Origin of the sequence: Streptomyces sp. APSN-46.1, assembly GCF_022815725.1 — a bacterium.
In the GTDB taxonomy this organism is placed as follows: Bacteria; Actinomycetota; Actinomycetes; order Streptomycetales; family Streptomycetaceae; genus Streptomyces.
In genome coordinates, this window is the sequence record NZ_JALGRF010000001.1 from 942,615 (window position 1) to 954,641 (window position 12,027).

Annotated in this window: 10 protein-coding genes; 5 read left to right on the forward strand and 5 right to left on the reverse strand. The window is 70.4% G+C overall.

Features of this window, described 5'->3' with window-relative positions:
* Window positions 1-4 precede the first annotated feature (4 nt).
* Genes MTF65_RS04270 through MTF65_RS04285 form a run of 4 tightly spaced genes read left to right on the forward strand, consistent with a single transcriptional unit; the run spans window position 5 to window position 5,730 of the window.
* Entirely contained in the window at window positions 5-1,135 is a 1,131-nt protein-coding gene (locus tag MTF65_RS04270) for an aromatic ring-hydroxylating dioxygenase subunit alpha (protein ID WP_243626837.1), read from the forward strand.
* Entirely contained in the window at window positions 1,128-2,600 is a 1,473-nt protein-coding gene (locus MTF65_RS04275) for an aldehyde dehydrogenase family protein (RefSeq protein ID WP_243626838.1), read from the forward strand. The genes MTF65_RS04270 and MTF65_RS04275 overlap by 8 nt, the downstream gene beginning before the upstream one ends.
* A 29-nt stretch (window positions 2,601-2,629) precedes the next feature.
* Window positions 2,630-4,183, forward strand: coding sequence for an APC family permease (locus MTF65_RS04280; RefSeq protein WP_243626839.1), 1,554 nt, complete (start codon window positions 2,630-2,632; stop codon window positions 4,181-4,183).
* On the forward strand, window positions 4,180-5,730 hold the full coding sequence (locus tag MTF65_RS04285) for a GMC family oxidoreductase (protein WP_243626840.1): 1,551 nt from the start codon (window positions 4,180-4,182) through the stop codon (window positions 5,728-5,730). The genes MTF65_RS04280 and MTF65_RS04285 overlap by 4 nt, the downstream gene beginning before the upstream one ends.
* Window positions 5,731-5,841: 111 nt before the next feature.
* Here MTF65_RS04285 and MTF65_RS04290 read toward each other — a convergent pair whose 3' ends face one another.
* Window positions 5,842-6,987 carry an amidase domain-containing protein gene (locus MTF65_RS04290; RefSeq protein WP_243626841.1) on the reverse strand — a complete coding sequence of 382 codons (1,146 nt, stop codon included), beginning with the start codon at window positions 6,985-6,987 and terminating at the stop codon, window positions 5,842-5,844.
* Window positions 6,988-7,109: 122 nt separating this feature from the next.
* Between MTF65_RS04290 and MTF65_RS04295 the strand changes: the two genes are divergently transcribed.
* Complete coding sequence (locus MTF65_RS04295) at window positions 7,110-7,331, forward strand: hypothetical protein (RefSeq protein WP_243626842.1); 222 nt, start codon at window positions 7,110-7,112, stop codon at window positions 7,329-7,331.
* A gap of 46 nt (window positions 7,332-7,377) precedes the next feature.
* Here MTF65_RS04295 and MTF65_RS04300 read toward each other — a convergent pair whose 3' ends face one another.
* Genes MTF65_RS04300 through MTF65_RS04315 form a run of 4 tightly spaced genes read right to left on the reverse strand, consistent with a single transcriptional unit; the run spans window position 7,378 to window position 11,168 of the window.
* Window positions 7,378-8,010, reverse strand: a complete 633-nt coding sequence (locus tag MTF65_RS04300; protein ID WP_243626843.1) for an ATP/GTP-binding protein — start codon at window positions 8,008-8,010, stop codon at window positions 7,378-7,380.
* Window positions 7,997-8,395: a DUF742 domain-containing protein gene (locus MTF65_RS04305; protein WP_243626844.1), complete on the reverse strand. Its 399-nt coding sequence runs from the start codon at window positions 8,393-8,395 to the stop codon at window positions 7,997-7,999. The genes MTF65_RS04300 and MTF65_RS04305 overlap by 14 nt, the downstream gene beginning before the upstream one ends.
* Window positions 8,395-8,826, reverse strand: a complete 432-nt coding sequence (locus MTF65_RS04310) for a roadblock/LC7 domain-containing protein (RefSeq protein ID WP_243626845.1) — start codon at window positions 8,824-8,826, stop codon at window positions 8,395-8,397. The genes MTF65_RS04305 and MTF65_RS04310 overlap by 1 nt, the downstream gene beginning before the upstream one ends.
* Complete coding sequence (locus MTF65_RS04315; RefSeq protein ID WP_243626846.1) at window positions 8,823-11,168, reverse strand: sensor histidine kinase; 2,346 nt, start codon at window positions 11,166-11,168, stop codon at window positions 8,823-8,825. The genes MTF65_RS04310 and MTF65_RS04315 overlap by 4 nt, the downstream gene beginning before the upstream one ends.
* Window positions 11,169-12,027: the final 859 nt, after the last annotated feature.

Consider the following 12,027-nt stretch of genomic DNA (forward strand, 5'->3'; position numbering starts at 1 on the left):
CGCCGTGACGGCCACCGACCTCCCGCCCAGCCTGATCGCCACGCTCCCCGGTCACTTCTACACCGACCCGGAGATCTTCCGGCGGGAGCAGGAGCGGCTCTTCGAATCGATGTGGTTCTGCGCCGTGCGCGGCTCCGACCTCGACAAGCCCGGTGCGTTCCGTACCGTCCGGGTCGGCCGCGAGAGCGTGATCGTGACCCGCAACCGGGCCGGCGAGCTGCGGGCCTTCCTCAACATCTGCCGGCACCGCGGCGCCCGGCTGTGCACCGAGGAGTCCGGCGCGGTGCGGCGGGCACTCCAATGCCCGTACCACGCCTGGACGTACGACCTCGACGGCAAGCTGATCGCCGCCCCCAATCTGGTCAAGATGCCCGACATCGACCGCACCTCCTACGGCCTGGTGACCGTGCGCCTGCGCGAATGGCTGGGATACGCGTGGGTGTGCCTGGCCGACGAGCCGCCGTCCTTCGAGGAGACCGTGATCGGCGCGGCCGTGGAGCGGCTCGGCGACACGGCGTCCATCGATCGGTACGGCACGGAGGGTCTGGCCCTCGGCCGGCGGATCAGGTACGAGGTGAAGGCGAACTGGAAGCTGATCGTCGAGAACTTCATGGAGTGCTACCACTGCGCGACGATCCACCCCGAACTGACCCATGTATTACCGGAGTTCGCGCGGGGATACGCGGCGCAGTACTACGTGGGGCACGGGGCGGAGTTCGCCAAGGAGGTGAAGGGCTTCACGGTCGACGGCAGCGGGGGCTTCGCCAGACTGCCCGAGGTGGCCGAGGAGCAGGACCGGCGCTACTACGCCATCACGGTCAAGCCGACCGTGTTCATCAACCTCGTCCCCGACCATGTGATCCTGCACCGGATGTTCCCGCTCGCCGAGGACCGCACGGTCGTCGAGTGCGACTGGCTGTACGCGCCGGAGGTCGTCGCGTCGGGCGCGGACGTGTCGAAGTCCGTGGAGCTGTTCCACCGGGTCAACGTCCAGGACTTCGACGCCTGCGAGCGCACCCAGCCCGCGATGGCGTCGCGCGCGTACCGGGCGGGCGGCGTGCTGGTGCCGGCCGAGCACCACATCGGGATCTTCCACGCGTGGCTGACCGAGAAGCTGGGAGGCACCGGTGCCTGATCTGTTCATCGGCGGCGCGTGGACGGCGGCCCGCGGCGAGCGCACCCGGGAGATCCGCTGTCCCGCCGACGGCTCCCTGATCGCCGAGGTCGACGAGGCGGACGGCAAGGACACGGCCGACGCGATCGCCGCGGCCCGCCGCTCGTTCGACGAGGGCCCGTGGCCGCACACCTCCGCCGCCGAGCGCGGCGACCTGCTGCTGCGCGTCGCCGGTCTGATCGCCCGCGACAAGGACGCGCTGGCCCGCGCCGAGTCCCTCGACACCGGCAAGCGGCTGGTGGAGAGCGCGTACGACATCGACGACGTCGTGAACTGCTTCCGGTACTTCGGGCGGCTCGCCGCCACCGAGACGGGCCGGGTGATCGACACGGGCACGGCGAACGCCGACAGCCGGGTGGTGCACGAGCCGGTCGGGGTCTGCGGGCTGATCACGCCGTGGAACTATCCGCTGCTCCAGACGGCGTGGAAGGTCGCGCCGGCCCTCGCCGCGGGCAACACCTTCGTCCTGAAGCCGAGCGAGCTCACCCCGCACACCGCGATCCGTCTGATGCGTCTGCTCGCCGAGGCGGGGCTGCCCGACGGTGTCGCCAACCTCGTGCTCGGCGCGGGCCCCGAGGCGGGTGCGCCGCTCGCCGACCACCCCGACGTCGATCTCCTCTCCTTCACCGGCGGTCTGCGGACCGGCCGCCGACTGATGGCGGCAGCCGCCGGGACGGTCAAGAAGGTCGCGCTCGAACTGGGCGGCAAGAACCCCAACATCGTGTTCGCGGACGCCGATTTCGACGCGGCGGTGGACATGGCCCTGACGGCGGTGTTCCTGCACTCCGGGCAGGTCTGCTCGGCCGGGGCGCGGCTCCTGGTCGAGGACTCGCTGCACGACCGGTTCGTCGACGAGATCGTGCGCGGGGCCCGGGAGATCCGCCTGGGCGGCCCCTTCGAGGAGCGGGCGCAGACCGGGCCGCTGATCTCGGCCGCCCATCGCGCCAAGGTCGAGGCGTACGTCGAGCGGGGTGTCGCCGAGGGCGCGGTGCTGCGCTGTGGCGGCGCCCGGCCCGAAGGCCCCGCGTACGACAGGGGCTTCTACTACCTGCCGACGGTCCTCGACGAGTGTCACGCGGGGATGTCGGTGGTGCGGGAGGAGTCCTTCGGCCCGGTCCTGACGGTGGAGCGGTTCCGCGACGGCGACGAGGACGAGGCCGTGCGGCTCGCGAACGACACGATCTACGGTCTCGCGGGCGCGGTCTGGACGGGCAGCGAGGGCCGGGCGCGGCGCATCGCGGGACGGCTGCGCCTGGGCACCGTATGGATCAACGACTACCACCCCTATCTGCCGCAGGCGGAGTGGGGTGGGTTCAAGCAGTCCGGCACGGGGCGGGAACTCGGTCCGGCCGGTCTCGCGGAGTACCGCGAGACGAAGCACATCTGGCGCAACACCGCACCGGAGCCGCAGGGCTGGTTCGCCTGAAACACCCTCTATTGGCTAGGAGTTGACCCATGGCAACGGCTCCGCCCTCCCCACCGAGCGACGACACGGAGCTCACCGAGTTCGGCTACCGTCCCGAACTCAAGCGGACGCTCGGCACCTTCCACACCTTCGCGGCCGGCATCTCGTACATCTCGATCCTCACGGGCACCTTCCAGCTCTTCTACTTCGGTTACGCCAGCGGCGGTCCCGCGTACTGGTGGTCCTGGCCCCTGGTCTTCGCCGGCCAGTTCACGGTCGCGCTCTGCTTCGCCGAGCTGGCCGCCCGCTATCCGGTGGCGGGCTCCATCTACAACTGGGCGAAGAAGGTGGGGAACGGACACGTCGGCTGGCTCGCCGGCTGGATGATGCTCACCGCCTCGATCGTCTCCATCGCCGCCGTGGCCCTCGCCTACCAGTTGACGCTTCCTCAGATCTCTTCCGTCTTCCAGTTCGTCGGAGACGGGACGGGGACGTACGACGTGGCGACCAACGCGGTGGTCCTCGCCGCCGGCCTGATCCTCTTCACCACGGTCGTGGGCGCCTTCGGTGTGAAGCTGATGGCCCGGATCAACACCGCGGGTGTCTTCCTCGAACTGATCGCCACCGTCGTACTGATCGTGCTGCTCGCGGTGAACGTCGTACGGGGCCCGCAGGTCGTCACCGAGACGGCCGGCACCGGCTCGGGCCAGTCCTTCGGCTATCTCGGGGCGTTCCTGATCGCCTCGCTCGCCTCGGCCTATGTGATGTACGGCTTCGACACCGCGGCCTCGCTCGGCGAGGAGTCCCTCGACCCCTCGCGCAACGCGCCGCGCGCCATCATCCGGGCGATCGCCGCCTCGTTCGTCCTCGGCGGCCTCGTCCTGGTCCTCGCGCTGATGAGCGTGTCGAATCTGCGCGGCGAGAAGCTCTCCACCGACGGGCTGCAGTACGTCGTCCTCGACGTCCTCGGCCCGACGGCCGGCAAGGCGATGCTGTGGTGCGTGCTGATCGCGGTCACCGTCTGCGCGCTCGCGGTGCACACGGCGGCCGTCCGCCTCGCCTTCGCCATGGCCAGGGACAACAACCTGCCCGCGTCCTCCCGGCTCGCGAAGGTCAGCCCGCGGTTCGGCACCCCGATCCTGCCGACCGTGATCATCGGGGTGCTCGCCCTGACGATCCTGCTGGTCAACATCCGCCAGCCGCAGATCTTCACCGTCGTCACCAGCATCGGCATCGTGATGGTCTACGTCGCCTATCTCCTGGTCACCGGGCCGATGCTGGTGGCGCGGCTGCGCGGCCGGTGGCGGCCGGCGGAGGGCAAGTTCTCGCTCGGCCGCTGGGGGCTGCCCGTCAACATCATCGCCGTGGTGTGGGGGGCGGCGATGACGCTCAACCTCATCTGGCCGCGGTCGGCCGTGTACAACGCCGCCGCCCCGTACCACTGGTATCTGCGCTGGGGCGCGGTGCTGTTCGTCGGCGCGATCGCGCTGGGCGGCTTCGCCTACTACTGGTTCGTCCAGCGGCACCGTACGGGCGTCCTCGCCGAACACGCCGCCGTGGCCCGCCCCGAGCCCGTCGCGCTGAAGGAGGTCACCCCCTCATGACGACCGATGAGTTCGACTACGTCGTGGTCGGTGGCGGCACCGCGGGCAATGTCGTCGCGGCGCGGCTGAGCGAGGACCCGTCCGTCACCGTGTGCGTCCTGGAGGCCGGCCCGAGCGATGTCGGGGACGACGACATCCTGAGGCTGGAACGGTGGATGGGGCTGCTGGAGTCCGGCTACGACTGGGACTACCCGGTCGAGCCGCAGGCCAGCGGCAACAGCTTCATGCGGCACGCGCGCGCCAAGGTGCTCGGCGGCTGTTCCTCGCACAACTCCTGCATCGCCTTCTGGGCGCCCGCCGAGGACCTGGACGACTGGGCGGCGGCAGGCTGTACGGGCTGGAGCGCGGCGGACCTGTTCCCTCTGTACCGCAGGCTGGAGAACAACGACGCTCCCGGCGACCACCACGGCCGGTCGGGCCCGGTGAAGCTGCGCACCCTCAAGGGCGAGGACCCGTGCGGCGCCGCCCTCCTGGAGGCGTGTGCGCAGGCGGGCATACCGACGACCCCGTTCAACACCGGCACGACGGTGGTGCGGGGCGCCAACTGGTTCCAGATCAACGCGGACGAGAACAACATCCGGCAGTCCTCCTCGGTGGCCTACCTCCACCCGGTGCTGGGCAAGCGCCCCAACCTGGAGGTACGCACCGGGGTGCGGGCGAAGAAGCTGGTGTTCGACGGGCTGCGCTGTGTCGGCGCGGAGTATCTGGACCCGGATCTCGTCCACAGCCGGACGGTCCGCGCCCGCCGCGAGGTCGTCGTCTCCTGCGGCTCGATCGACACGCCGAAGCTGCTGATGCTGTCGGGGATCGGCCCGGCGGATCATCTGCGGGAGGTGGGCGTGGAGGTGCTCGTGGACTCCGCGGGAGTCGGCGAGAACCTCCAGGACCACCCCGAGGGCGTCGTCATGTGGGAGGCGAGGCAGCCGATGACCACCACGTCGAGCCAGTGGTGGGAGGCGGGCATCTTCTACGACACCGAGCCGGGTCTGGACCGGCCGGACCTGATGTTCCACTACGGCTCGGTGCCCTTCGACATGAACACCGCCCGGCACGGCTATCCGACGTCCGAGAACGCGTTCTGTCTGACGCCGAACGTGACACGTGCCAAGTCGCGCGGCACGGTGCGGCTGCGGACGCGCGACTACCGCGACAAGCCGAGGATCGACCCCCGGTACTTCACGCACGAGCACGACGTGAGGGTGATGGGAGCCGGCATCGAGCTGGCCCGCCGGATCGCCGCGCAGCCGGCGCTCGCCGGGTGGGCGGGGGCCGAGCTCGCCCCGGGCCCAGATGTCCGCACCGCCGAGGAACTGCTCGATTACATCCACACGACGCACAACACCGTCTACCACCCGGCTTGCACGGTGAAGATGGGGGCGGACGACGACCCCATGGCGCCGCTCGACGCCCGTCTGCGGGTCAAGGGGGTCGTCGGGCTGCGGGTCGCGGACGGGTCGGTCATGCCGGATCTCGTGACCGTCAATCCGTGCATCACGACGATGGTGGTCGGCGAGAAGTGCGCCGATCTCCTGCGCGCGGACGCCTGAGCGCGGGCGTCGGGGTCGAGGTAAGCGTCGGCATCGGCATCGGCATCGGCATCGGCCGACCGGCCTCTCCTGCCGCGGAGTTCCGCGACAGGAAAGGCCGAAGGGCACCTGTCAGGTGCGGTATGCGAAGTAGACCGCGTCCGGGTAGGACGCGACGATGCTCGCGAGCGACTTACGGTACGTGTTGGTGGAGTGGTACGTGAGGTAAGGCATCCCGGCCTTGCTGCGGTACGTCACCATCATGGAGTGGTCCTTGGACCCGTCCTTGTTGAAGTCCATCTGCAGGACGTCCCCGATGTCCATCTGGTACACGTTGGCCAGGTTGGCCGCCCGCTGGTTGGACAGCGTGAACCAGGCGAACTCGTTCGCGCCGACCCAGGAGTCGGTCTGGCGGGTGCCGTCGTACCACCAGTTCCGGTAGTCCGACGTGGAGCCCGGAACGTTCTTCCAGCCGCCCGCCTTCAGCGCCTGGCTGATGAAGTTGGTGCAGTCGCCGCCGGCCCCGTTGAACTTCCGGTACGCCGGGTTGTAGTTGCTCCAGTACTTCTCCGCGTACTTCGCCATGGCGGCGTAGTCGTAGGCGGCGCCGGTCTTCGACTTGGGGTTCGCCGTCGCGGGGTACTTGGTGGAGGCCGGCGTGCCGTCCGGGTAGGTCTGGCCGTCGTCCTGGATGACGTTCGCCTTGGCCGCCACGGGCTCGTTGACCGCGACGGGGCCGCTGTCCTGGGACTTGATCGAGGTCAGCTCCCAGGCGCCGCCCTTCTTGCTGGTGAGGTTCAGCTCGTACCGGGTCTGGAAGTCGGTCGTCGCCGGCTCGTCTCCGCGGAGCTTCTTGTACGTGAGCGTGGTCTCCTCGGTGACCTGGACGGTCGCCTTCCCGCCGGTGACCGTGGCACTGTCCACCACGACGCGAGTGTCGGAGCCCGAGTAGGCCTCACCGAGCGCCGCCAGCCGCGTCTTGCGGGACCGCAGCGACGAAAGCGCGGCGTCCTCGTCCCGCTTCAGCTGGGCCGACATGCGCGTCTTCTTCGCGGAGGCCGGGCGGCCCGAGCTACGGCGCCCCGCCTGGTCCTCGACCAGGGCTTCGGTACGCTGGGAGAGCACGTCGTCGGCTATGCCTGCAAAGGTGTTGACGGTCGCGCGGTCAGCCGCGCGGGGCCCGGATTCCGCGCTCGCGGAGTAGCCGAGCAGAGCTGCCGACGACAAAGCTACGGTCAGGGCCACGCCGACCGCGGGTCTGAACGTCTTTGGTATCACTAGATTTCCCCTTGTCACCCGGTCCACACGAACCGGGGGACGGAATCTTCGCACACCTTCGCAACCCTTTCACCGAACCCACCTCCTGACGGCTCACCGCCTCAGGTACGCAAGGAATTCGCATGACGCAGATATCGGAAGACACATCCCTTCCGCAGCCGTTCGACGCAGCGTTCGCGCGTGTCCAGCACGTCATCAGCGGCGGCGTGCTCACTCTCATCGACCACCCGGACCAGCTGTCCGATCTGCGGGCCCGGCTGGCCCGCCCCGCGGACCAACTCCGCTGGAACAGCACGTTCCGATTCCGCGCGCTGCGAGAGTTGCCGGTCACCACCCGCCCCTGACGCCGACGTCGTACTGATCGGGAGCGGGGTGCCCTGGCCACCCTCCTCACCGGGCCGCTGAGGCGACCCCCGGCATCCCCGCCCCGACCTCGACCCCTGCCGTGGCGATCAGCATGTCCAGGAGCGCCACCAGGACGTCGCGTACATCGCCCCGCTCCCGGGCGTCGAGCATCAGGACCGGCGTGTCCGGGTCGCGCAGGCGCAGGGCGGCCGCGATCTCCTCGGGGGTGTACGGCTGCTCCCCGTGGAAGCAGTTCGCACCGACCACGAACGGCAGGCCGCGGCTCTCGAAGAAGTCGACGGCCGGGAAGCTGCGGTCCAGGCGCCGGGTGTCGACGAGGACGACCGCCCCGAGCGCCCCGTTCAACAGGTCGTCCCACATGAACCAGAAGCGCTCCTGGCCCGGCGTGCCGAACAGGTAGAGCACCACCCCGGCCTCGGTGAGGGTGAGGCGGCCGAAGTCCATCGCCACGGTGGTGACCGCTTTGGACTCGATGCCGTCGAGGTCGTCCACGCCCACGCCCGCGGCCGTCAGCCGCTCCTCCGTACGCAGCGGCTCGATCTCGGAGATCGTCTCGACCAGGGTGGTCTTGCCGACTCCGAACCCCCCGGCGATGAGGATCTTGACGGGGGCCGCCTGGGGGGCCGAGGCGTCGTATCCGGTTTCATATCCGGGCAAGGTTGTCCCTGATTCTCATGAGCAGGTGGACATTGGTGGTCTCGGCCCCGTCCAGCGGCGGCCGGTGGTGGATCAGCCCGCGGTCCGCGAGTTCACCGAGGAGCAGCGTCATCGGGGTGAGGCGCATGTGGGTCCGCGCCGCGAGCTCGGCGACCGCCCGTCCGTCGGGCGCCGGGCACATGGCGAGGATGGCCCGCCATTCGGTGGGCAGTCCGCTGTGGGCGTCCTCGTCGACCGCCGCCGTGATCGTGGTGTCCATGGTGAGGACCGTGCACGGTGCGGTCGTACGGCCGTCGGTGAGCGCGTACAACCGCGTCCGGCGCCGTCCGCGGGCCCGCGGCTCGTCCTCCGCTTCCGCTTCCGCTTCCGCGTCCGCGTCGGGCATCAGGACGGTGCCTGGGCGCGCTCCGGGGTGCCCAGCCACTCACCGAGCGCCTGGGCGGTACGTACCGCTTCGCCGCCCAGCTCCCCGAGGCGCGCCTTGCGGGAGGTCACGACGATGAGGGTGCTGCCCTCCCCGCACCCGACGATGCAGAGGTAGCGGTCGTCCATCTCCACCAGCTGGCGGATGACCCGGCCGCCGCCGACCTCGCCGGATATCGCCTTCATCGTGGCCGCGACCCCGGAGGCCGCGGCGGCCATGCGCTCCGCCTGGTCCCGGTCGAGCAGGTAGTCGCTCAGCCTGATTCCGTCGTTGGACAGGAGCACGGCGCCCTGGATGCCGGCGATCCTGCTCAGGTTGTTGTCCAGGACGCTGTAGATGGCGCTGTTGGGTGTCGCCGCGTTGGATATCGCGGCGTTGGGTGTCGTCGTCATGGCTGATCCCGTCGGAGCTCTGCTTCCACTGTCTGGGTCCCCTGTTCGTAGTCCGCCCAGGCATCGGCCACCTCTTCGGGTGTCGCCGTGTCCGGGCCGAGGGCCGGCTCCGGAGCGCGTGGCCCGCGGAGTTGTTCCGTCATATGGGTCTGGGGGACGCGCTCGGGGAGGCTCGGGCGCGCGTCACCGTCCCGGGGTGCCGGGCGGAGTGCGGGTGTCCGCTTCCCCTCCGCCGACGGCTCGGGCCCGCGGCGGGTCGGCAGCCGGGACCCGGTGTGCAGCACCAGCTCGGCCGCCCGCGGCCCGGTGACCGGCTCAGGTACGGATACGGGAACGGTCACGGATGCGGGTGCGGGTACGGATTCCGGCGCGGCCGGGGCCACGGCGGCCGCCGTCGGCTCGGTCACCGGTTCTCGCTCCGACCGCCGCTCCGGCTCCGGCCTCCCGGCCGCCACCATCAGCTCGCCGGGCAGGATCACCACGGCCGAGGTTCCCCCGTACACCGAGCGGCGCAGCGTGACCGTGGCCCCGAGCTGGTCGGCGAGGTGGCCCACGACGAAGAGCCCCAGCCGGTGCGCGTTCTCCGCGAGGACGGCGTACGGCGGCGCCGTGTGCAGGCGCCGGTTCATCTCCTCGTAGCCGGAGCCGGTCACCCGGGGCCCGCGGTCCTCGATCTCGACCGACAGCCCGTCCGCCACCAGTTCGGCGCGGATCACCACCTTCGACCTGGGCGGGGAGAACCGGGCGGCGTTGTCCAGCAGCTCCGCCAGGAGGTGGCTGATCTGGCTGATCACCTGCGGTTCGACGCTCGCCTCGTCCAGCGCCTGCCGCTCGATCCGCCGGAAGTCCTCCACCTCCGCGGCCGCTTCGCGCAGCAGGTCGGCGACCCGCATGGGCTCGGTGTGGGGGTCGGGGATCTCACCGCCCGACAGGATGAGCAGGTTCTCGATCTGGCGCCGCATGCCCACCGTCAGCTGGTCGGACCGCATCAATTGGGCCAGCAGCGCCTCGTTGTGGCCGAAGGCGTCCTGGAGGTCCTCGGTGAGGCTCAGCTGGCGGCTGATCAGGTTTCCGGTGCGCGAGGCGATGCCGGAGGCGAACATGCCGAAACCATGGCGTTCGGCCGCGAGTTGCCGGTGCCCGTCGACGGACACGGCGACGACCCGGGCGAACGCGTCGCTGATGCGCCCGACCTCGTCCTGGTACCCGCCGACCGTCGGCAGCGCGGACTCGTCGACGGTCTGTCCTCGGTCGAGCCGGGCCACGACGTCCGGCAGCGTCCGCTCGGCGATGGCCACCGTACGCCGGTGCAGACCGTCCAGGCGGCGCAGCATCGAACGCGTGGCGAGTACGACGGCCAGGACGACCACCAGCAGCGCGCCGCCGCTTCCACCGACCAGCAGCAGGACCTGCGACTGGAGCTCGGAGGCCTTCGCGTCGGCGTGCGTGAGGACGGCCTGCGACCGGTCGGTGTTGAGGTCGCGCAGCCGGGCCGCGAACTGCTCGTGCGCGGCGGGCCAGCCGGCCACCTCGGCCGGCAGTTTCACTCCCGACGCGATGTCCTTGTGGTCGGAGAGGATCGCTTCCTCGATGCGGAGCTTGGTCTGCCAGGCGTCCGAACGGATGATCCGCTGGTAGGACTCCCCCTCGCCGGCGGTCAGATACGGCACGATCGAGGTGTCGTACAGGTACCGGTGGGCCCCGACGGCGTCGAGGAACGCGGCGAACCCGGAAGGTGTCAGCTCCCTGGACGGCCCGGCCAGCGCGAGCAGCGCGTCCTCGCGCGCCACCATCTCCGAAGCCGAGAGCATGGCGACGACCGGGCGGCTCTCCGAGGTGAGCCCGGCGTCCTCGGCGTGGCTGAACTCGTCCTGGTACAGGCGGATCATCCGGCCGACCAGGTCGGTGTAGTAGTCGAGGACCTTCTCGGGGTCGCCGCTGCGGCTGTCCGCCCGCTCACGGTGGACGGCCAGACCGTCGAGGGCGTCCGTCACCTCCCCCAGCTGCTGGTCGGTGTGCTCGGATCCCGCCCGGTGACCTGCCCGGTGACCCGCCGACAGCCTGTGGAACTCGGCCACGGCCCGATCGGTTGCGGCCCGCCCGTCGTGCGGCACACCGGCGGCCGCGGACGAACCCGCCCATCGCGCGGCCGTCGCCGTACGCTCGGCCTGCAGCTCGGCCATGAGCGCGATCAGCGGCTCGCCGATCCGCTCACCGGCTTCCACATCGGCGCGCAGGTGCGCCGACTGGGCCAGCAACCGGTCGGCGGTCAGCACGGTCTGAGCGCCCATCGCCACGGTGGGCACGACCGCCAGCCAGATCAGCAGCGTCCGCAGACGCACGGTCCGCCGCCGTCGGGGAATCAACGGCGCCGGTACGTCTTCGGGTTCTGTGGGAGACATCGATCCTCGGAAGCGGCGGGAAGCGGCGGGAAGCGGGACGGGCAAGCAGGCAGAAGGCGGTGAGGCGGGCGGCAGGAAGGCGCTGATCATAACCAGCCACGCCGAAGAACCGGGAACCTTGACTCCGTAATCGTTATGCGACGGAGCCCCACCGCAGCCCGCCGCGTGCCGGGGGAAGGCCGGCACCTTCGCCGCATGGCTGGAAAGTATCGGCTCGGTGCTCGCTCCCGTCCCTGTGCGGATCTGCGCTCGGTACGCTGCACCCCGTGGCTGTGCAGGGCGGCACGACACCGCTGGGGTGCCAGACCGCCACGTTGGCCCAGCCCACCAACCAGGTCGTCCTGAACGTGGACGTTTCCCCACGGGGGACGGCCCTGCTCGCCCATGGGGCGGAGACTACGTTCTCTCCCGGCTGGGGCACTCTGTGGGACATCCAGGACCCGGCGCACCCCCGGGAAGCCGATTCCCTCAAAAACCTGTCCAGCCTGGGGAAGGCCCGAGTCAGTCCCGATGGCAAGCTGCTCTCGGTACCCGGACTGCGCACCGCGCTCCTGGAGCTGACCGGCGACGGCAACGAACCGCAGCCCCTGCCCGATGGCGAGCCCTGGGCATCGACGCGTATCTCGCGGTCGGCCCCGCGTGGGGCTGACGGGACAGGGGCATCTCGTTCCCCGTGGGAAGCGGACCGGTGGAGCTGAGCGACAATCCGGCCCCGACCCAGACCGTCACGGTCACCTGGACCGGGACCACACCGAGCACACACCGGCTGGCCTGCCTGCCTTTCGGCACCGGGCAGTTG